This window comes from Pinibacter soli (assembly GCF_029961145.1).
Taxonomy (GTDB): domain Bacteria; phylum Bacteroidota; class Bacteroidia; order Chitinophagales; family Chitinophagaceae; genus Pinibacter; species Pinibacter soli.
This window is the reverse complement of the sequence record NZ_JASBRG010000007.1, coordinates 1976223-1997486: the sequence shown is the minus strand read 5'-3', so window position 1 is coordinate 1997486 and position 21264 is coordinate 1976223. Positions and strand designations below refer to the sequence as shown.

22 protein-coding genes are annotated in these 21264 nt (G+C 40.7%); 10 read left to right on the top strand and 12 right to left on the bottom strand.

Annotated elements, in window-relative coordinates; all coding sequences use genetic code 11:
- Positions 1 to 91: 91 nt before the first annotated feature.
- The gene (locus QJ048_RS18505) at positions 92 to 697 is read right to left on the bottom strand and encodes a Crp/Fnr family transcriptional regulator (RefSeq protein ID WP_282335898.1); all 606 of its coding nucleotides are present in this window, start codon (positions 695 to 697) and stop codon (positions 92 to 94) included.
- 15 nt (positions 698 to 712) lie between these two features.
- Positions 713 to 1285, bottom strand: a complete 573-nt coding sequence (locus tag QJ048_RS18500) for a Crp/Fnr family transcriptional regulator (RefSeq protein ID WP_282335897.1) — start codon at positions 1283 to 1285, stop codon at positions 713 to 715.
- Between the two features lie 327 nt (positions 1286 to 1612).
- On the opposite strand from QJ048_RS18500, the gene QJ048_RS18495 reads away from it, so the two are divergent.
- Positions 1613 to 2848, top strand: coding sequence for an isocitrate dehydrogenase (NADP(+)) (locus QJ048_RS18495; RefSeq protein ID WP_282335896.1), 1236 nt, complete (start codon positions 1613 to 1615; stop codon positions 2846 to 2848).
- 148 nt (positions 2849 to 2996) lie between these two features.
- On the opposite strand, the gene QJ048_RS18490 is transcribed toward QJ048_RS18495, so the two are convergent.
- Both QJ048_RS18490 and QJ048_RS18485 read right to left on the bottom strand, forming a co-directional pair.
- Complete coding sequence (locus tag QJ048_RS18490; RefSeq protein WP_282335895.1) at positions 2997 to 3656, bottom strand: YdcF family protein; 660 nt, start codon at positions 3654 to 3656, stop codon at positions 2997 to 2999.
- Positions 3657 to 3930: 274 nt separating this feature from the next.
- Entirely contained in the window at positions 3931 to 4530 is a 600-nt protein-coding gene (locus QJ048_RS18485) for a carboxypeptidase-like regulatory domain-containing protein (RefSeq protein WP_282335894.1), read from the bottom strand.
- 141 nt (positions 4531 to 4671) lie between these two features.
- On the opposite strand from QJ048_RS18485, the gene QJ048_RS18480 reads away from it, so the two are divergent.
- From QJ048_RS18480 to pyrF, 5 genes are all read left to right on the top strand, one after another.
- Entirely contained in the window at positions 4672 to 5775 is a 1104-nt protein-coding gene (locus tag QJ048_RS18480; RefSeq protein WP_282335893.1) for an Mrp/NBP35 family ATP-binding protein, read from the top strand.
- 130 nt (positions 5776 to 5905) lie between these two features.
- A complete protein-coding gene (locus tag QJ048_RS18475; protein ID WP_282335892.1) occupies positions 5906 to 6547 on the top strand; it encodes an FMN-binding negative transcriptional regulator in 642 nt (213 codons plus the stop codon).
- Positions 6548 to 6705: 158 nt separating this feature from the next.
- The gene (locus QJ048_RS18470; RefSeq protein ID WP_282335891.1) at positions 6706 to 7539 is read left to right on the top strand and encodes a glycerophosphodiester phosphodiesterase; all 834 of its coding nucleotides are present in this window, start codon (positions 6706 to 6708) and stop codon (positions 7537 to 7539) included.
- A gap of 203 nt (positions 7540 to 7742) precedes the next feature.
- Complete coding sequence (locus QJ048_RS18465) at positions 7743 to 8528, top strand: SDR family oxidoreductase (RefSeq protein WP_282335890.1); 786 nt, start codon at positions 7743 to 7745, stop codon at positions 8526 to 8528.
- A gap of 12 nt (positions 8529 to 8540) precedes the next feature.
- Positions 8541 to 9356 carry an orotidine-5'-phosphate decarboxylase gene (gene pyrF, locus QJ048_RS18460; RefSeq protein ID WP_282335889.1) on the top strand — a complete coding sequence of 272 codons (816 nt, stop codon included), beginning with the start codon at positions 8541 to 8543 and terminating at the stop codon, positions 9354 to 9356.
- A gap of 116 nt (positions 9357 to 9472) precedes the next feature.
- Here the strand turns inward: pyrF and QJ048_RS18455 are convergent, their stop codons facing one another.
- The gene (locus QJ048_RS18455) at positions 9473 to 10534 is read right to left on the bottom strand and encodes an RluA family pseudouridine synthase (RefSeq protein WP_282335888.1); all 1062 of its coding nucleotides are present in this window, start codon (positions 10532 to 10534) and stop codon (positions 9473 to 9475) included.
- A 205-nt stretch (positions 10535 to 10739) separates the two neighbouring features.
- Between QJ048_RS18455 and lipB the strand changes: the two genes are divergently transcribed.
- The gene (gene lipB / locus QJ048_RS18450; protein ID WP_282335887.1) at positions 10740 to 11444 is read left to right on the top strand and encodes a lipoyl(octanoyl) transferase LipB; all 705 of its coding nucleotides are present in this window, start codon (positions 10740 to 10742) and stop codon (positions 11442 to 11444) included.
- Positions 11445 to 11540: 96 nt separating this feature from the next.
- On the opposite strand, the gene QJ048_RS18445 is transcribed toward lipB, so the two are convergent.
- Both QJ048_RS18445 and QJ048_RS18440 read right to left on the bottom strand, forming a co-directional pair.
- Positions 11541 to 12431 carry a hypothetical protein gene (locus QJ048_RS18445; RefSeq protein WP_282335886.1) on the bottom strand — a complete coding sequence of 297 codons (891 nt, stop codon included), beginning with the start codon at positions 12429 to 12431 and terminating at the stop codon, positions 11541 to 11543.
- 84 nt (positions 12432 to 12515) lie between these two features.
- Positions 12516 to 13421 (bottom strand): 1-aminocyclopropane-1-carboxylate deaminase/D-cysteine desulfhydrase, encoded by a 906-nt coding sequence (locus QJ048_RS18440; RefSeq protein WP_282335885.1) that lies wholly within the window; start codon positions 13419 to 13421, stop codon positions 12516 to 12518.
- A 61-nt stretch (positions 13422 to 13482) separates the two neighbouring features.
- Here QJ048_RS18440 and QJ048_RS18435 point away from each other — a divergent pair, with 61 nt between their 5' ends.
- Positions 13483 to 14388, top strand: a complete 906-nt coding sequence (locus QJ048_RS18435) for a nucleotidyltransferase family protein (RefSeq protein WP_282335884.1) — start codon at positions 13483 to 13485, stop codon at positions 14386 to 14388.
- 131 nt (positions 14389 to 14519) lie between these two features.
- On the opposite strand, the gene QJ048_RS18430 is transcribed toward QJ048_RS18435, so the two are convergent.
- Both QJ048_RS18430 and QJ048_RS18425 read right to left on the bottom strand, forming a co-directional pair.
- Positions 14520 to 15608, bottom strand: a complete 1089-nt coding sequence (locus QJ048_RS18430) for a S1C family serine protease (protein WP_282335883.1) — start codon at positions 15606 to 15608, stop codon at positions 14520 to 14522.
- A 2-nt stretch (positions 15609 to 15610) separates the two neighbouring features.
- Positions 15611 to 16177, bottom strand: a complete 567-nt coding sequence (locus QJ048_RS18425) for an RNA polymerase sigma factor (protein WP_282335882.1) — start codon at positions 16175 to 16177, stop codon at positions 15611 to 15613.
- Positions 16178 to 16320: 143 nt separating this feature from the next.
- On the opposite strand from QJ048_RS18425, the gene QJ048_RS18420 reads away from it, so the two are divergent.
- Complete coding sequence (locus QJ048_RS18420) at positions 16321 to 16542, top strand: hypothetical protein (RefSeq protein ID WP_282335881.1); 222 nt, start codon at positions 16321 to 16323, stop codon at positions 16540 to 16542.
- Between the two features lie 268 nt (positions 16543 to 16810).
- Here QJ048_RS18420 and mgtE read toward each other — a convergent pair whose 3' ends face one another.
- Positions 16811 to 18202, bottom strand: a complete 1392-nt coding sequence (gene mgtE / locus QJ048_RS18415; protein ID WP_282335880.1) for a magnesium transporter — start codon at positions 18200 to 18202, stop codon at positions 16811 to 16813.
- A 109-nt stretch (positions 18203 to 18311) separates the two neighbouring features.
- Here mgtE and QJ048_RS18410 point away from each other — a divergent pair, with 109 nt between their 5' ends.
- Positions 18312 to 18695 carry an SET domain-containing protein gene (locus tag QJ048_RS18410; protein WP_282335879.1) on the top strand — a complete coding sequence of 128 codons (384 nt, stop codon included), beginning with the start codon at positions 18312 to 18314 and terminating at the stop codon, positions 18693 to 18695.
- Positions 18696 to 18853: 158 nt separating this feature from the next.
- On the opposite strand, the gene fmt is transcribed toward QJ048_RS18410, so the two are convergent.
- Together fmt and QJ048_RS18400 are read right to left on the bottom strand one after the other, a co-directional pair.
- On the bottom strand, positions 18854 to 19771 hold the full coding sequence (gene fmt, locus QJ048_RS18405) for a methionyl-tRNA formyltransferase (RefSeq protein WP_282335878.1): 918 nt from the start codon (positions 19769 to 19771) through the stop codon (positions 18854 to 18856).
- A gap of 140 nt (positions 19772 to 19911) precedes the next feature.
- On the bottom strand, positions 19912 to 21108 hold the full coding sequence (locus tag QJ048_RS18400) for an exo-beta-N-acetylmuramidase NamZ family protein (RefSeq protein WP_282335877.1): 1197 nt from the start codon (positions 21106 to 21108) through the stop codon (positions 19912 to 19914).
- Positions 21109 to 21264: the final 156 nt, after the last annotated feature.

The following is a 21264-nucleotide window of genomic DNA, read 5'->3' as shown; positions in this document are numbered from 1 at the left end:
ACGAATGCCGCTCTATTAATTTTTGTAAAGATTTGCAACATCGCCTTGTAAAAGCGAGTTACCCTATTAATTATTCTTTATTAATTATTAATTACTTCTTGGTTTTCAGCAAATGCTTCAACCTGCTAAAAGTCTCGGGCTTAATATTCAGATAAGAAGCCAAATATTTTTGTGGAACACGCTGCAGCATGTCAGGGTGGTTTTGGAGATATTCGAGGAACCGTTCCCGTGTGCTTATTAGTGATTGCGAATAGTAGCGTTTGTTTTTCTTAATATACATGTCGCTGATAAGCAGGCGTGCGAGATGCTCGAATTGAGGGTGCGTGTCGAGCAGCGAATTCATGCTGTCATGTGAAATAGAAACGAGTATTGTAGGTTCAAGCGTTTCTACGATCATGTCAGAGGGAGTTCTCTGTATAAAAGAGATTTCGGAATGAATAAAATGACCTTCAGTTGCGAGTTGTAAGGTGATTTCTTTTTTGCCGAGGCTGAAATATTTTCTCACAAGGCCTTTAATAACAATATTGAAATGGTTGTCCACCTCGCCTTTGTTTACCACGATTTGCTTTTTATCAAAGGTCCTTACTTCAAGGTAGGATTGAATAATGTCAAGCTGTTCCGGACTGATGTTGTCAAAGCGCCGGAGGTAATGAAAGAGTTGGATTTTGTATTGGGTATGGTTACTATGTGGAGGCAAAGTAGTTAGTTTCAGTTACTGTAATGAGTATTTATACCGGCTGAATGTTTCCGGTTTTATGTCTAAAAAAGAAGCAATTAGCTTTTGAGGCACTCTTTTTAAAAGTTCAGGATTTTCGTTGATGAATTTTGTAAAACGTTGACGCGGCGTCAGGCTGATACGCTCGTACTCCCAGATCTCGGTTTGTAACATCCAATCCGTGAACAGTAATCTTCCCAGTTTTTCAAAACGTGGGCTTTGGCGATAAAGGGTTTCGAAAACCTCTTTTCGTATAGAAAGGAACATACATGGCTCAAGAGCTTCTATACAATATTGCGACGGTGTAGAAGCGATAAACGAAACCGCAGATGCCAGCGTATCATTTTCTTTAGCCAACTGTCTTACAACCTCCTCCTTGCCGCGCATGAAGTATTTGATGGCAATACCTTTTTCCACAAAGCTTAAATGCGTTTCTTTCTCGCCCACGTTCAATACGATTTCGCCGGCATTAAAGCGTCTAAACTCAAGCTTTTCGATGATAAGCGCAAGCTCTTCACCGGAAAGCGTGATGAATTGGTTAAGATATTGGAATAGCTTATGCTGTTGCATGTGCGAAGCTTGGTTGTAAGGAGGTTAATAACGTCGTAAAATACGAAGAATAATCAACTTTTAAAAAACATAAAAGCCAATTTGAAAATTTGAGGATTTGAAAATTTGAAAATGAGCCGGATCCGTATTTCAGAATTTGTTATTGGTCCCGGACAATCGAAGGTTAAATGTTGGAAAATGAAGGCTGCGTACAAAGAAATTTCAAATTCGCACCGAAAATATCATTTCCCCAAATTAAATGACTTCAAAATAATCTTTAGGTTTTGTGTAATTCATTCAATTCTTGTAGGTTTGCTGACTTTTTTGGATACTTAAAACTAGAATCTAATGGCGAAAAAAATAAAAGTTGCAAATCCCGTTGTGGAACTCGACGGAGATGAGATGACCCGAATCATCTGGAAGTTTATTAAAGACAAATTAATCCTGCCTTATCTCGACATAGACATTAAATATTATGACCTTGGTGTTGAGCATCGCGATGCTACAAACGATCAGGTTACTATTGATGCAGCAAACGCCATCAAACAATATGGAGTAGGTATCAAATGTGCTACCATTACTCCGGATGAAGCTCGTGTAGAAGAGTTTAAGCTGAAACAAATGTGGAAAAGTCCTAACGGTACGATCCGTAACATTTTGGATGGTACTGTGTTTCGTGAGCCAATCGTTATTAATAATATTCCAAGACTGGTTACAAACTGGACAGCGCCGATCATCGTTGGCCGTCATGCTTTTGGTGACCAATATCGCGCAACCGATACAGTTATAAAAGGTAAGGGTAAACTGACCATGACTTTCACTCCGGAAGATGGAGGTGAACCTCAGACTTTTGAAGTGTTCAACTTTAAAGGTGATGGCGTTGCAATGACAATGTACAACACCGAAGAGTCTATCATAGGTTTTGCTCGTAGCTGCTTTAACATGGCTTTGAGCAAAAAATGGCCTTTGTACCTTTCTACAAAAAATACCATTCTTAAAAAATACGACGGTCGTTTCAAAGATATCTTTGAAGATATCTATCAAAAAGAATTCAAAGCTCAATTCGATGCAGCGGGTATCGTGTACGAACACCGCCTGATCGATGACATGGTTGCCAGCGCTCTTAAATGGAACGGTAACTTTGTTTGGGCTTGTAAAAACTATGACGGTGACGTTCAAAGTGACACTGTAGCACAAGGTTTCGGTTCACTTGGTTTGATGACCTCTGTGTTGATCACTCCTGACGGAAAAACAATGGAAGCAGAGGCTGCACACGGTACAGTAACGCGTCACTACCGCGAGCACCAGAAAGGTAAACCAACTTCCACTAACCCAATTGCGTCAATCTTCGCATGGACAAGAGGCCTGGCATTCCGCGGTAAACTGGATAACAACCAGGAGCTGATCGATTTTGCAAACGCTTTGGAAGCAGTTTGTATCGAAACAGTGGAAAGCGGTAAAATGACAAAAGACCTTGCTGTTTGCGTAAGCGGTAACAAAGTTGAGCACGGAAAAGACTTCTTGTATACAGAGGAGTTTTTGAACGCGATCGATGAAAACTTGAAAACAAAATTGGGCATATAATTTGAAAATGTGCTGATTTGAAAATGCCTGGTGCTACTTCGTTTAAGAATGTAACACCAGGCATTTCTAATTTTATATGAATTGGAGAATGTCTACAGAAAAGACCAAATGCCTGTGCCCCTCGTTTTCAAATTAGCACATCTTCAAATTATCTGCTCTCCTCGATATTAGCTCCCAACGTTCCTCTAACACGCTTCCAGAAACTTTCTCTTTTCGTAATACTTATAAAGTCAGGTTTGTAGGCTTTTGCTGAATCGATTGCCGGAGTGATCATATACGGCTCCATAGCTTTCAGCGTGTCGAATACAAAAGGTATCAATACGATATCCTTACTCACTTTTCTCCTTGCAAACTTGGAGATCATCTTTGTTTGATATGGGTCAGAAGCAATCGCTACTTTTTGGAACCCCATTTTTTTAGCCATTTGGTACGAGTAATAAATGTTTTCGGTAGTGTGCTCTGCCGTAGTTTCCGTAAAAACATGTTCCTGTGGAATGCCTAATGCACGGGCGTACATAGCCATTATTTCAGACTCGTAGTATGGCGTATATACCGCGGCTCCAGAGTAAATAATGTTTTTGGTAATACCCTGCTCATACAGATATTTTGACCAGTATACGCGTCCCTTCATGGTGTGACTCCAGCCATCCTCTTCAAAAGGAATTCCCGGTACTATGATCACATCGAACTGCTCCGTTTTTGCTTTTGCAAATAATTTGTGGGATTCTCTGCTGGTGTAAAAGCAGGAACTGAGCGCGGTAATAATCAGCAATGCCGCTGGAGGAGCCAGGATTGACAGTTTTATCATACGGGATCGATATTAACAGTTTACATATCTATCTTATAGTAACGTAATATGATAAAGAAGGTTTAAGATGTATAAAAGTCAAAACTGAAAAAAGCAACCGCAGGGGTCAAGTAAACCTCGGTGAGACTGGAACACAGGCTTTTTTTACTTTTTGCCTTTTAACTTAACCGATTCATTTTACAGTATAATTTACTACTGCAAACATTAAACCAAGTACAATCATCAGACGAAGGCACAAAAAAACCGGCGATTAAGCCGGTTGTAAAGATTTTTGCTAGTTTTTGTTCCGAAAATCTCCCCGTTTCCAGGCCTTGATGAACTCTCCCCAAGCCAGTGGGTTAAAGATGTTCATTGGTGGAACTTGTCCATTATAGTACCGCTTGGTAGCGTCTTGTTTTAAACTGTAGTTGGTATTTTCGCCTCCGTCACGCGGCATAGTCCTGGCGAGGGCCTCCCGTTTTTGTTCGTCGGTATTTTGACGGGCAATTTCAAGCGCATCGGCTTTTACATCAGTATTTACAAAATCACGATCAAATTGTTCCCTTGTAGGACGCGGTCGAATGATCGTTGCTGGTAAATAAGTTGTATCAGTCACCATCAGCTGGATCATACTGTGCTGATTCCCCTGGAGGTCTCTTGGTATGGTAACAAGCACCGGTTTGTAACCAATACTCGTAAATTCAATTTTGTCACCTTTTAAAACCACAATGGAGAACACTCCACTTTCACTACTCATTGTACCCTGAACACGTCCTTTAACCATAACACTCACGGCAGGTATGGGTCTGAGGCTATCTGCGGTCATAATAACACCATACAATTGTACCACTGAGTCTTTTATTGTCTCGAATTGGGCAGAGGCTTGCTGTCGCATAGCAATCATCCCGATAAAAAGAAGTAGTAAAAATTTCTTCATCGCCTCAAATATAACAACTTCAATTATTATAAACAGCAACTTAATACGCTTAGTATTGGTTAATTTTGCACCAATTATTCTTTTTTTAACAAATAAATCATGACGCAGGAGCAAATACTAAAAGCATTGAGCAACGTGCAGGAACCTGACTTAGGAAAGGATATTGTAACGCTTAACATGGTTAAGGATACAGAGATCAATGACAACAATGTTTCTTTCACAGTGGTCCTTACCACGCCCGCATGTCCGCTAAAGGATCTGATAAGAAATGCCTGCGTAAATGCAGTGCAAATTCTTGTAAATAAAGAAGCTAAAGTAACTGTAAACTTCACTTCTAACACGAGCAGTAACCGCCAGGATACGCAGGCCGTTTTGCCGAAGGTAAAAAACATCATCGCGGTAGTAAGTGGTAAAGGAGGCGTAGGAAAAAGTACTGTTTCTGCGAATCTTGCTCTTGCACTCGCACAAGGCGGTGCACAGGTAGGTTTGATGGATGCAGATATCTACGGGCCAAGCGTACCTATTATGTTCGGTGTACGTGGCGAACGCCCTATGATGATGCAAATAGAAGGTAACGACAAAGGTGTGATCGTTCCCCTGGAGAAATACGGCATCAAACTGATGAGTATCGGTTTGTTGGTAGATGAGAAAAATGCCGTGGTTTGGCGCGGTCCGATGGCGAGCAGCGCAATCCGCCAGTTTGTAACAGATGTGTATTGGGACGAGCTTGATTACCTTATTATCGACATGCCTCCCGGAACCGGTGATATTCATTTGACGCTTATGCAAACTGTTCCTGTTACGGGTGTGGTTGTTGTAACAACACCGCAGGATGTTGCCCTTGCAGATGCTAAAAAAGGTATTGCCATGTTTGGTCAGGCGCAAATTAAAGTGCCGATCATTGGCTTGGTGGAAAACATGAGCTATTTTACTCCTGCTGAATTGCCAAACAACAAATACTACATCTTTGGAAAAGAAGGTGGTAAGAAACTGGCTGAAGAATATGACATTCCTCTGCTTGGCCAAATTCCTCTTGTACAAAGCATCCGTGAAGGTGGCGACAACGGCGAACCGATCATGGCAAGCAACGACGAGATTACTAAAAAAGCATTCGAAGAATTTGCCGGCGCCGCAGCAAGAAGCATTGCTATGCGCAACGCAAACCTTGAAGTGACGAAAGTGATTGAAATAGTGGAAGGGTAGGTAATTTGAAAATTTGAAAATAGGTTGCTTCAATTTTGAAGCAACCCTATTTTTATTTAATGATTCAATCATTCAGTTATTCGTATTTTAGTCTCTCATTTTCAAATCCTCAAATTTTCAAATTACATCCGTGTACGGTTTCCCTTACTATAAAACGAAAGACCACGCAAAGGTGCTGCAGTTTATGCAGGCGCATCCGTTTGTAATGTTAGTTGGTTGCGAGGAGCAGCAATGCCCGGTTGCTTCGCAAGTGCCAATCTTAATTTCGGAAAAAGATGGACGAATGTTTTTGGAAGGGCATGTAATGCGCAACACCGATCATCAAAAAGCATTTGCGGCAAACAGCAATGTGCTGGCAATTTTCACCGGTCCACATACGTTCGTTAGCGCAAGCTGGTACACGAATCCACAACAGGCCTCCACATGGAATTACATGGCAGTGCACGCCAGGGGAAAACTTACATTTTTGTCTGAAGAAAGATTGATCGATATTCTCAGAAGAACGACTGAACAATTTGAAAGCAATTCTGCATCGGAAGCATCATTTGATAAATTGCCACATGAATATGTAACAAGGTTAGCGAAAGCAATTGTGGGTTTTGAAATTGAAGTTACAGCGCTCGATCATACTTTTAAGCTGAGCCAAAACAGAGACGAGGAAAGTTATAAGAACATTACGCATCACTTATCTGTTAGTGACAATGCGGACGCCAATGAGATTGCGAAAATGATGGAGGCGGGGCATACAAATGTGTACAACAAAGAAAAGTAAAAAGTCAAAAGCTTGTAATGCTGTTGCATTAGTTTTTGATTTTTTACTCAACACCAACCTAAAAAACAACCATGCTGAAATCTTTCTGTGTATGTATATGCGCTGTTTTACTTTTGACCACTTCATCTTTTCAAATAAAAAAAGGAAAGCAAACGCACATGAGCATCGATACATTACCTGCTTTCGATTTAGAAGGTCACCGCGGTGGCCGTGGTCTGATGCCTGAAAATACTATTCCAGCGATGCTCCATGCAATTGATCTTGGTGTAACTACGCTTGAAATGGATGTTGTTTTTACAAAAGATATGCAACCCATTTTGTCTCACGAACCTTTCTTTAATCACGACATCACGACAAAGCCCGATGGCAGTTTTGTAACCGAGAAAGAACAGCGTTCGCTGAATATTTACACCATGAACTACGATTCCGTAAAACGCTATGATGTAGGATTGAAGCCGCATCCAAAATTTCCGGAACAAAAGAAAATGCCTGCTGTAAAACCATTGCTAACGGATGTCATAGATCGTGTGGAAACGTATTTGAAGAAGAATAAAAAGAAGAAAGTTTTTTATAACATAGAAACAAAAACCAATAAAGCAACGGACAATATCTATCATCCGGAACCCGCTGCGTTTGTGGACGCGTTGATGCTGGTACTGATACAAAAGAAAATCACTTCGAGAGTGATCATTCAGTCATTTGATTTTCGGACACTCGAGTATTTAAAGACGCACTATCCGTCTATGAAAACCGCGCTTCTGATTGAGGATTATGATAAAAAAACATTTAAAGAACAACTTGCGTTGGCTGGTTTCAAGCCCACTATTTACAGCCCCGCTTACAAGCTCGTAACGAGAAAGCTGGTAGAAGATTGCCACAGCAAAAACATAAAAGTAATTCCCTGGACGGTAAACGATAAAGCGATCTATGATTCCCTGGTAGCAAAGAGGGTAGATGGCGTTATTACGGATTACCCCGATAGAATTAGGTAAAATACAGGAACGCAGATTTTCATGATTGTCATGATTTTTTAAGATGAGATTTTAAATTTAGTTATGTGGTATAATAGATTTTAATAAATGGTTTGGTATCCAGATAAAACCTGGTAGGCTTACCTTAAGTAATCTCAAATATTAAATCCCGTCAATCATGAAAATCTTAAAAATCTGCGTTCCTTCTCTCAAAAAATCAAACCATGAATACATCACTCACAGGAAAAACCGCTGTTGTTTGCGGTAGTACGCAAGGTATAGGTTTGGCGATAGCAGAAGAGTTGGCGCTGCTGGGCGCAACGTGTATTTTATTTGCAAGAAATGAATCTGCTTTAAAGGAAGCTGTTTTAAGATTGCATTCGGATGAACAGCAGAACCACAGTTATCATGTGGCGGATTTTTCAAAGCCTGAAGAAGTTAGAACAGCCATTGAAGAAGTCGTTGCCAAAACCAACATACACATTTTGATCAATAATTCCGGCGGCCCCAAAGCTGGTGCCATCATTGATGCACATGAAGAGGATTTTGTAAAAGGATTCAGCCAGCACATTGTATGCAACCAGATACTGACAAAAGCTGTTGTACCCGGCATGAAGAAAGAGGGCTATGGAAGGATCATCAATATTATTTCAACGTCGGTAAAAATTCCTCTGAATAATTTGGGCGTATCCAATACAATTCGTGCGGCAGTAGCTTCGTGGGCCAAAACAATGTCGAATGAATTGGGGCAATTCAATATTACCGTCAACAATATTTTACCCGGCTATACCAAAACAGCAAGGCTAGACAATATAATTGAAGGCGTCGTTAAAGCCAAAAACAGCGACACGGAAACGGTTGAAAGGGAAATGGAAAAAGACATTCCGATGAAGCGTTTTGGTGAAGCTTCGGAAATAGCTGCAGTGGCTGCTTTTTTGGCAACACCTGCGGCCAGCTATGTAACAGGCACAAGCATTCGCGTGGATGGTGGCAGAACGGGTTCTATTTAATATCTTCGCGGCATGACACGTCAGCAACTGGTTGAACAAATCAAAAAAAAGAAATCGTATTTGTGTGTGGGTTTAGATACAGATATTACCAAGATTCCCGCTCATTTACAATCGCATCCCGATGCTATTTTCGAGTTCAATAAAGCGATCATTGATGCTACAAAAGATCTTTGCGTAAGCTATAAGATCAACACCGCTTTTTATGAAGCGCACGGACTGAAAGGCTGGGAGGCAATGCAAAAAACAGTGGAGTATATTCCGCAAGAGATCTTTACAATTGCTGACGCGAAACGCGGTGACATAGGAAACACTTCTACTCAATATGCAAAAGCTTTTTTTGAAGCACTTCCTTTCGATTCAATAACCGTAGCTCCATATATGGGTGAAGACAGCGTGGCTCCCTTTCTTGAATACAACGGCAAATGGGCCATCGTGCTGGGATTAACTTCCAACAAAGGTGCATCGGATTTTGAACTGCAAAAAACAGGAGAGGCTTACCTGTACGAAAAAGTATTAAGTACTGTTTCAAAATGGGGAAGTCCTGAAAATTTAATGTTTGTAATTGGTGCAACACAAGCAGAAGAATTTACCAACATAAGAAAAATTACTCCCGATCATTTCTACCTTGTTCCCGGTGTAGGTGCACAAGGTGGAAGCTTAAAAGATATTTCCGAAAAAGCGATGAACAAAGATTGTGGTCTGTTAGTAAACGCAAGCCGTGCAATTATTTACGCTTCAGGAAAAGAAGACTTTGCAGATGCAGCGAGAAAAGTAGCGCAGGAGTATCAGCAGGAAATGGCAGTATATCTTGACAGATTGAATAACTGAATAACTGAGTAACTGAATAATTAAAATGCCGAATGTAAAACGCACGATTCCTAAAAAAGGGCTTTGCGTTTAGCATTCGGCGTTTAGCGTTTAGCCAAATTCAGTTATTCAGTTACTCAGTTATTCGGCTCTTTTCTCACATACCTTCTCCACTTCTCAATCACTGCCTGCATATCATCTGCAAGGTCACTGTTGAAGAAAACTTCTTCTTTTGAAGTCGGATGTACGAAGCCAAGTGTTTTCGCATGCAACGCATGTCGCGGACACAACGCAAAGCAGTTGTCAACAAATTGCTTGTATTTGGTAAACACAGTTCCTTTTACAATGCGGTCGCCACCGTAAGTATCATCATTGAATAATGGGTGGCCAATGTGCTGCATGTGCACGCGTATCTGGTGTGTGCGCCCCGTTTCCAGGCTACACTGTACTAATGTTACGTAGCCAAAACGTTCAAGCACTTTAAAGTGGGTGATTGCGTCCTTACCGTAATCTCCTTCCGGGTAGGCGTCAAATAATTTGCGGAAACGCTGGTGACGGCCAACGTGGGCAACGATCGTTCCTTCGTCCTGTTCTAGATCTCCCCAAACCAGAGCTATGTAATGACGTTTCACTGTGTGATCGAAAAATTGTTTTGCTAAAGAGCTTACTGCGATTTCAGTTTTTGCCAATACCATCAATCCGCTGGTGTTTTTATCAATGCGGTGAACCAACCCAAATCGTGGTAACGTTTCTTCGGTGATATCCTTATTTTTTTGTTGCAGATAGTAAGCAACACCATTGATCAATGTGCCATTGTAATTGCCGGAACCCGGGTGCACCACCAATCCCGCAGGTTTGTTGATGATCATGATATCATCATCTTCATAAAAAATATTCAGCGGAATATTTTCAGGAACGATCTCTTCACCCTGCACTTCCTTATTGGAGTAAACGATGATTTCATCCGTTGGTTTAATCTTATAATTGGAACTGACTTGTTTATTGTTTACCAACACCAACCCTGAATCAATTGATTTTTGCACTTTGTTGCGGGTCGCATTTTCTATGCGGGCCACCAAAAATTTATCGATACGAAGCGGTTCCTGACCCTTATCGACTTTTATCGTAAAACGCTCATATAGCTCGTCACTGGTCTCTTCATTTGACAATAATTCATCCTGATCTTCAAATTCGGCCATGTAGTTGAAATTTGTGCAAAAATAGGGAGGAGGGGCACAAGTAACAAGAGACTAACAATCTAATGCTTAACGCCCAACGACTAATGTCCAAAGCTAGTTGCCTACGTTTGCGTTAGGCGTTAGGCCTTAAGCGTTTAGCTTTTAATATTCGTGCTGATAACGCTCAACTCTCAATTTTCAATTTTCAAGTCCCTAACTTTGCGCCATGCAGGATGTAATTTTCAAGGATCTGGAAAAAATGCCGTATCAGGCCGCCTGGGATTTACAGGAAGAAGTTTTGCAGAAAAATGTAAAGCTGAAACAGGAAGCTCACCAAATGGGAGATGGTATTCCCAATACGGAACATCATTTGTTTTTTGTGGAACATCCGCCGGTTTATACTTTGGGTAAAAGCGGGCATATTGAAAATGTGCTGATTAGCAACGAACAACGAGAGCAAAGAGGCATCGAATTCTTTAAAACAAACCGTGGAGGCGACATTACTTTTCACGGCCCTCAGCAAATAGTGGGTTATCCCATTATTGATCTTGAAAAATTCACTACAGATATTGGCAAATACCTGCGCAACCTTGAAGAAGTAATTATTCTCACACTAGCTGATTATGGCTTGCACGGTGACCGTTCTGCGGGAGAAACAGGTGTTTGGCTCGATCCGGGAGAGAAGGGCAAAGAAAGGAAAATTTGCGCAATGGGTGTGCGTTGTAGCCGTTGGATCACAATGCATGGCTTTGCACTTAATGTAAATACAGATCTTTCTTATTTTGATTTTATTATTCCCTGCGGTATTCAAAATAAACAAGTCACTTCTATCGCCATGGAGCTTGGAAGGGAAGTGGATTTCGAAGAAGCGAAAGCTTTTGTAAAAAAGAATTTTGAAAAAGTGTTTGGAGTGAAATTGGTTGTTAGTTGATAGTTGTTGGTTGTTAGGCATTTTGTGTGGCATTTTAATTGTGTAGTAAGCTTCACATAATGCCTAACAACTATTAACTAACAACAAATAACTCCCCTAAAAATCCTTCGGTATATACAGCTTTTGTTTCTCCTTAAGATGGCCGTCCTCGTATAATTCAAAGCGGAACCAACCCCCGTGGACAAAGTTGGATTTGTCAAGCATCAGGATGGGCTCGGAAACCTTTTTAATTTCAAACAGCAAAGTGCTGTCTTCTTCGAAAAACTTAACGCTGTACTTTTTGGTCATTGCGTCTGGCAAAGAAATTTTTACACGTCCTTCTTTTTCAGTGAAAACATATTTTGATGCTTTGAACACTTCCTTTGGCACAAAAGGCCTGATCAGTAAAGTATCATTGGTTTCAGAATATATCGTGTCTCTTGTCTTGTAATTGAGAGAATCTTTATAGCGCCTGAATTGACGCTCGGGTATAAAGGCAACTACGCTGTCAGCTCTTTTTATCACAATAATTCTCTCCGGAGGCGGCGGCGGTGTTACTCTGGCATTTGGCGTTTCACGCGTTGGCCTTGTAGTGGTGGGCGCAGACTCATACTTTTTGTCATTCCCATTACTCATCACTTCGTTAACTGTCACTGCACGACTTGTATCTGCAGTCGGTTTTTTTGCTTTGCTGAACTCATATTTGCCACTATCCAATTGCACATACATTCTATAGTACATGCTGTCATTTGGTGCCTGGGTATCCAAAAAACCATTTTGCGGAGTAGTTGGATCAGGCATCGTCATAATTGTTTTAAACTGCTTTTTACTATCGCTGGAACGCTGTATGCTCAATTGTTTCACCGCATTTTTATAAGGGTTGATCCAGCTGATCAAAATTTTATTCCTGGCTTTTTTAACTACGGAAATAGAAGGCAATGTGTCTTGCCCATAAATGAGAATAGATGAAAAAAGAATAAATAAGGTAAAAAGTACGGCCCTCAACATGTAAACAACGGTAATTTTTGAAACAATAACGCAAATATAATGGACATGACTTTAGTAGTCCGTTAAAAAATGGATTTGATCAGATTAAAATTGCAACATTCCCGCGGGCAACGATCTGTTGCCCTGGATGCCGCCACAGTGAATAACAAGTAGAGAACTGTTATGTGGAAAATAATTCTCTTTAATCAATTCATTTACAGCGAATAGAAGCTTTCCGGAGTAAACAAAATCAGTCGGGATGCCCGTTTTTTGATAAAATGTGTTCATGAAATCGATCAGTACCGGTGTTTTTTTTGCATAACCTCCATGATGATAGTTGAAATTAATCTCAAATACTGCATGGGGCGGTTGTTGAAAAGAAGAAACGATGGGCGTTAATTCATCCGCTCCCTTAACTGCGCTAATGCCAATCACGTGCTGGTGCGGCTGAGCTGCACGTACGATTCCCGCCAGCATTGTGCCCGTTCCCACGGCGCACAATATATGTGTGTAGCTGGTAAGGTCCGGAACAAGTTCCAGAATGTCTGCAGCTCCTTTTACGCCTGTTTCGCCGAAACCGCCTTCATCAATAACGATGTCGTCGGTTGGGTCAACATTAATTTTATCTAAAATGTCACTACGATTTTTATAGCTTTCGCGTGGAACAAAGATCAACTGCATGCCGTAACTAACGGAATCCTTCAATGAGGGAGAGTATGTTGCCGGCTCTTCTCCGCGCACTATGCCAATACTTTCTTTGCCTATCACTTTCGCGGCAAAAGCTGTTGCAACGAGATGGTTGGAATAGGCCCCGCCAAAGGTTATTATGCGTTGTTTGTCTCTCGCTGTTTCTAAGTAATACTTTAATTTATACCATTTATTACCCGAGATTATTTCGTGTATTTTGTCCAATCGTAATATGTCTACACTGGCCACATTTTTGCTATCAAATGCGTTGGTAATATTTTCAACAATTGCGCTTTTATAATTGATTAAATTGTTTACGCTCACCTTGAGTGTTTTTTCATTTAAAACTAATATTATCTTAGCGGCCGAAACAAAAACAACAGAAATGCAGCAACCAACCTTATTAATCCTGGCAGCCGGTATGGCCTCTAGATATGGAAGTATGAAACAAATACAGCCGTTTGGACCCAGTGGCGAAACTATAATGGATTATTCAATTTATGACGCAATCCGTGCTGGTTTTAAAAAAGTTGTATTCATCATAAGGAAAGACTTTGCCGAAGACTTTAAAGCAATATTTGAACCCAAGCTAAAAGGCAAAATAGAAACCGGTTATGTGTACCAGGAATTAGCCACGGGCACCGAAGGCTACAGCATTCCAGAGGACAGAAAGAAGCCATGGGGAACGGCACACGCGATCCTTTGTGCTTTTGATACGGTGAAAGAGCCATTTGCAGTTATCAATGCAGATGATTTTTACGGTCAGGATGCATACAGGAAAGCCTACAAATTTTTGACCACAGATGTTTCCGATAAAAAATATGCAGTGATTGCCTATGAACTTGCAAACACATTAAGTGAAAACGGTAGTGTGAGCAGAGGCGTTATTGCTACGAATGAGAAGAAAGAAATGGTGGGCATCACAGAGAGGACAAAGATCTACAGAGACAACGGCCAGATTGTATTTGAAGAAGAAACAGGGAAAGAAGAATTGGCGGAAAATACCATCGTAGGAATGAACTTCTTCTGCTTCGCGCCAAACTTCATTGAGCTTTGTAAAAGCAAGTTTGCACAATTCCTCGATCATAATATTGCCAATCCAAAATCTGAATATCTGATGCCGGCAATGGCTGATAAATTCATTACAGACGGATATGGTGTTATCGACGTGATCACTACTTCGTCAAAATGGTTTGGTGTTACGTATAAGGAAGATGCGCCGGGCGTTCAGTCAAGTATTGACAAACTGGTGAAAGCAGGGGAGTACCCGACAAGTTTGTGGAATAGCTAATTGTTATTTATCAAGCCGACGTTTGTTCTGCGAGGGATGAACGTTCACATATAACTACAAATGAAAAGCTCTCAGTTACGAGAGCTTTTCTTATATACTTAGGGATTAAAGAGATTTGCTAAGCAAGAAATTTAGTAGCTCAATACATTAAAAATGCAATCCTCAATTTTTTTAACCTGCTGTTTACGATCCATTTTTTTCAGGCTGGAAACGTAATTCAATTTGATATTATTGGAGCTGTCAGCTTTTTTAGCTTCTTCCAATATTTTGGTAATATTTTTCGCTCTACTGCTGAATACAACACCTTCCGCAGTGGTTTGCTTACCGCTCAATACACCGATTACTTCGCCGGCTTCGTTGAAGATTGGCCCGCCGGAGTTACCAGGGTTTACAGAAATCGTAATCTGGTAAGCAGAAGAATCGCCTTTATAACCGGTCTTTGCACTTAAGTAACCTTGGTTATATACCATTTCAGTTCTTGGGAAACCTAGTGTAAAAATAGATTCACCCAAATCTGAACTTCCTTTGTGAATAGCATAAGGAAGGTTTTTATAAGGCTGGAAACGGCCATCAATGATCTTCAGGATCGCGATATCTGTGTTTTCGTCAGCTATTACGATTGCCGCTTTGTAATAATTGTCCTTGCTAAGAACATACACAGAGTCAGACTTTGCTACAACATGCGCGCTGGTTACGATGTAACCTTTGCCATCAATAAGAAATCCAGTACCACCAAATCCGCTAGCCGGCGGTCTGAAGGAGCCATTTTTAAAACTATTGATCTCGTTCTGGGTTTGTTTTTGAGAAACTTTAACGGAATATAGTTCTCTTTTCAGTTGCTCAATTTCGCTAATCGTTCTTTTTGGAGTTAAGTAAGCTACTAGGCCGCTGATTGATAAGGCTATGACGCCTGCAATACATGCTGCAGCTGCCAATACCTTGCGATATTTCTTTAAGAAACTCACCACTTTTGCTTTTGGCTGCACTTCTTTAATGTCGCCGTTTTGCAATAATTGCTGGTGAATATTATGGAGATTGTGTTTCAGTGATCTATTTTCACCAAAACCGGTAAGCTGATGCAGAAACATTGAGTGCTGCACCACCATTTGATCTACGCTTGGGTCGCTTTTACGGAGTTGCTCAAAGTTTCTCACTTCTTCCGGCGTCATTTCCCCGGAGAGATACCTTTCAACAGCTTCCAATAATTGGAGTTCTTCCATTATTAGTCCTCGTTTTTATATTGTGCAAAAAATATCTTTTTCAAACGCATCAGGCATTTATACTTCTGATTTTTTGCATTGTTTGCATTTGTATATCCAAAGTTTCCTGCTATTTCCTCCATATTTCTCTTTTGGAGATAATACGCTTCAAGTAAACTTTTGCAGGGTTCGCCAAGGCCATTCAGCGCTTTTTCCATCATTTCAAATTCCTGTGCTTTCTGATTGTGTCTTTCGAGTTCATCCTCCACAGGAACTACTTCCGCAACGTGGCTGATCTCGCCGCTGAACCTTTGTTGTGACTGCAATTTTTTTAACCAGAGACGTCTTGTAACAGAATATAAATAGGTTTTTATCTGGCAACTAAGTTCAAAATCGTCTCTTTTTGCCTTTTCATATAATACTATAATGGCTTCCTGGAAAAGGTCCCTTGCGTCATCCACGGAACCGTTATTATTCAGTACAAAAGCCTGGATGGTATTATAATTCTGTTTATAAATCGTTTCAATGGCCGTTTTGTCGTCTTTCGCCAGTCCTTCAAGCAATAATTTTTCGTTGGAATCTGTAATCACACGCTTAACTCAATTTTAATACTCAAAATAACAAATAGTCACCCACAAAAAATCATAAAAAAAAATTTTCCGGTTAGGGGTTACCTTTTTCAAATCCGCGTATAAACATGAAATCATTCATTAAACAAAACAAAGAAACTCACATGAAAAAGTTATTCGTAGTTTTAGCTATCGGTGCATTCGCAGCTTGTAACAACTCCGCTTCTACAGAAACTAAATCTGCTGATTCAACTAAAGTTGATTCTACAGTTGCTGCTACTGCTGCTGCTACTGATTCTACAGTGAAAGCTGCTGATTCTACAGTGAAAGCTGCTGATTCTACAGTAAAAGCTGCTGAAAAGAAAGTTGATTCTTTGAAAAAATAGTATCTGTTTTTTATAAGGCAAGCAATCGTTAGAGGCCATCCTGCTTAAGTCGGATGGCCTTCTCAATAGAAAAGCTCCTTGAAACAGTGATTATTACTATAAGAAACTAAACGCCCAATGCCGGATGTATCAAACATTCTGCATTGGGCGTTCTGATTTTAGGCCTTAACGCTCAACGCCTAATGCTGAACGCTAGTGCACTATAGATTGGAAGGCCTGCACCACAGGACCCACGTTAAGTGTTATGTGTTGATTTTTAAGCGTTTATTTACAAAAGAACGCCTTTTAAGACCATAAAGGCTACTGAGAAATAAATAACTATACCGGTAACGTCGACCAGGGTGGCAACGAACGGTGCCGAAGATGTAGCAGGGTCAAGCCTACATCTTTTTAGAACGATCGGTAGCATGGAGCCCATCAGGCTTCCCCAAAGAACGATGCCTATTAAAGAAAAGAAAATGGTAACTGCCACGAGATGCCAGTGAATGCCATAGTCAAACACGTGAAGGTTTTGCCACAGGATAATACGCAGATAACCAATGCTTCCGAGGACAACTCCGAGCAACAGACCCGAGATAATCTCCCTACGCATTACCCTCCACCAATCTCCAATCGTAATTTCTCCCAGTGCCATTGCCTGAATAATAAGGGTAGAGGCTTGTGAGCCGCTGTTTCCTCCACTACTCATAATCAATGGAATAAACAAAGAAAGAACGAGCGCTTTGCTGATCTCATCTTGAAAATGCTGCATCGCGGTTGCGGTCAACATTTCGCCCAGGAAAAGGATGATCAACCAGCCTGCTCTTTTCTTTACCAGTTTTATAATGGGAATATCGAGGTATGGTTCATCCAACGCTTCTGTACCCCCGATTTTTTGTATATCCTCGCTATACTCTTCGTTGGCCACCCAAAGCATATCATCTATGGTTACGATGCCCAGCAAAACATTATTGTCATCTACTACCGGAAGCGCCACGCGGTTGTTCATTTTAAACACCTGGCTGGCATGCTCTTGGTCATCGGTAGCCTTAAGAGCTACAATACGACCGTCCAATATTTCGTTTACGCGTTGGTCAGGTGTCGCAAGAATGATGTCACGGATCTTAATATCATCAACCAATTCCCCTTTTTCATTGATCACATAAATGACATCGACCGTTTCACTGTTTTTTCCGTGCTTCCTGATGGTCGAAAGAACCTGCTCTACCGTAAAATATTCGTAAATGTAGACGTAGTCCGGTGTCATCAGCCTTCCTACACTGTCTTCAGGATAACCTAATAAGGAAAGAGTGATTTTGATTTCTTCCGGGTCCAGTAGTTTAATCAGGTCGCGGATCGCACTTTTAGGAAGTTCTTCTAAAAAGTCGGTGCGGTCATCGGCGGGTAGCTCGTTCAGCAGTTCGGCTGTCTTTGAAGGAGGAAGTTCTTTAATGATCGTCTTTTGCACACCCAGATCCAGGATTTTGAAAACGCTGGCTGCGCGGTGCACGCTCATGCCCCCGATAATTTTTTCCGAATAGTCCTCATATTCATACACCAGATCAGCTACATCACTAATTTTTTGCTTATTCAGGAAGTCTTTGATCTGCAGTTTATCTTCAGTTTGAATAATTTGCTCAAACTGTTCTCGGATGCTTTGTGTTTCTAGCTCTAAAGACATGCTACTGCTGGTTTATCGTTCTCGTTAATAACTTGGCCCGTACATTTCTCCGGAAAAATACGGGCAAATTTCTGCAAATTGCAGCAGAAAAAATATTTTAATTATAATCATGATCCTTCCTTGTTTATTTATTTCTCTCACTGAAAATATGGGAAAAGGTGTTTTTACTTCTGAGCGGCTTGAAGCGAAAACAATTATTGAAGTGGCGCCCGTGATTGTGATGGATGCAAATGACAGAAAACTACTTGATCAAACCCTGCTGCACGATTATATTTTTGAATGGGGTACGGAAAGAAATCAATGCTGTATGGCGCTTGGCTACGTGCCGATGTACAATCACAGCTTCATAAGCAATTGCGAATATGAAATGGATTTCGACGAGCACCTCATTTACATAAAAACCGTCCGCGACATAGAGCAGGGCGAGGAGCTTTTCATTAATTACAATGGTGATTGGAATGATGAGAAACCGCTGTGGTTTGAAGCCACCTGAAAATGTGGAAATGTGAAAATATGAAAATGTGAAAATTCTTTTAGTATAATTTTCAAAACAACTAATTAAGTCACAGACATTCGAAAAGATTATCTAATCGCTTTTGAAGACAGCCTCTTCATTTCCACATTTCCATATTTTCACATTTCCACATTCTCTTATCTGTAGCCGCGCAAAAAATCTTCCACACCCATCCGCTTTTTTCCTTCTAACTGAATTTCTTGTACGGAAATGTAACCATCTGCGGTGGCGAATTTCAGGAATGTTTTTTTATCGGTGCAAATGGTGCCGGGTGTGTCGGGATGTTTGCTATGTTCTTTTTTTGCTGAATATATTTTCAGAGTTTTGCCATCCAATTGCGTGAAGGCAGCGGGATACGGACACAGGCCGCGGATTTGGTTGTACACGGCGTCCGCAGACTTCGACCAATCTATTTTACATGTTTCGGTAAATATTTTCGGTGCGTGTTTAAGCTCGGTTGTATTGTCCTGCTCAATTTCTTTGAGGCTATCGTTAACAAGGCCATCAACCGTTTTTACCAAAAGCTGAGCACCGATTTCTTTCATGCGGTCATGCACTTCACCCGCAGTATCATTTTCAGCAATAGTAAAACGGTCCTGCAGAAGAATATTGCCGGTATCAATTTCATGCTGCAACTTGAAAGTAGTAACGCCGGTTTCTTTTTCTCCATTGATCACAGCCCAATTGATAGGAGCCGCGCCGCGATACTGAGGCAGTAAGGAACCATGGACATTTATAGTGCCCATTGGTGGCATGTTCCAAACGATTTCAGGCAACATACGAAATGCCACGACGACTTGCAGATCTGCGTTTAGACTACGCAGTTGTTCAAGGAATTCAGGATTTTTCAACTTTTCAGGTTGAAGGATATGTAATCCTTTTTCTACTGCATATTTTTTTACCGCACTTTCTGTTAGTTTCATGCCGCGGCCGGCTGGCTTATCAGGTGCTGTAACAACGCCAACAATATTGTAACCGGCATTAACAAGCGCATCCAAAGAAGCGACTGCAAATTCCGGAGTCCCCATAAAAACGATTCGTATGTTTTTCCGCATGGAACAAAAGTAAATGATAATTGAAAATTGAAAGTTGAAAGTTGAAAGTTGAAAATGAAGGGAACGCAGATTTTCAAGATTTTGATGACAATCATGAAAATCTGCGTTCCCATTTTCAATCTTCAATTTTTAATTCCCTATTATTCGCTATAAAGCAGATATTTTTTTCTTATAGATTTAAACTTGTTCAGTTCCTCCTGCCAGCTTTCGCGAATTTGTTTTTCCGTTTTGCCTTCTTTTATCTGCTGCATCAACACATCGTTGCCGGCGAGTTTGTTGAAGAAATTATTGGCGAGAAAAAAGTTGTCTTTGTCTTTGTACAATGAGTAGGCCTTGAGCAACCATTTCAGTTGAAGTTTGCCGTCAATTTCCTTTAGCGCATCGATTTTGCTAAGATCATACCCATAGCATTTCTGATTTAGCAAAGGCGGATTTTTTGCGCCTTCTACGCTTTGCGGTGTAAATGAAAAAAGATCAGTTGGGAATTCAGGACTGCCGAAAATCTGAAAAGGCTTGTCTGTACCGCGTCCCAGGCTTACCTGCGTGCCTTCGAAAAAACAAAGGGACGGGTAGAGGTAAACAGATTGAGCATTTGGTAAATTAGGCGATGGCTTTACAGGCAAGGTGTAGTGACTTTTATGTGTATAGTTTTTACAAGTGATGATAGTAAGCTTGAATGAAGATATCTTCTGATTGACTGCGGCGTCAAACCATTTTTCTCCCACCAGCATTTTTGCATATTCACCAATGGTCATTCCGTATACTAACGGAACGGATTGCATGCCCACAAATGATTTGAACTTTTTATCAAGCACAGGTCCATCTACGTAAAAGCCATTGGGGTTTGGCCTGTCGAGAACAATCAAAGGTTTGTTGTATACAACAGCACTTTCCATAAGATCCTGCAAAGAAGAAATGAATGTGTAAAATCTTACTCCAACATCCTGTATGTCGAACAAAATAATGTCTACATCCTGTAGCTGATCCGCAGTAGGTTTTGTTTTGCTTCCATATAAAGAAATTACCGGAATGCCTGTTTGCTGATCGACAGAGTTTTGCACTTTCTCGCCTGCATCCGCATTGCCGCGAAAGCCGTGTTCAGGAGCGAATATTTTTTTGATTACCACGCCTTTTGATAATAATGTATCAATCAAATGCGTATGGCCAATAATGGATGTTTGATTCGCAAAAACGGCAACGGACTTGCCCTTCAGCAGCGGAAGATATTCCTCCATTGTTTCCGCGCCGGTAACAATGCTTGTTTTTTGCGCAGCTATAGAAAATGTTATTGTCAAGAACAATAAAAAGAGGAAAATTTTTGAAAAAGGTTTTCTCATAATAATTGTTAGAAAGTGAAGTGTTGATTTGAAGATTTGAAAATATGAAAATTTGAAAATTCTTTCTATGCAACTTTCATTTTTGGAATTTAGCTCACTAAATGGGTTGGGAAATTCAAAAATGACACACCCAAAGAATTTTCAAATTTTCAAATC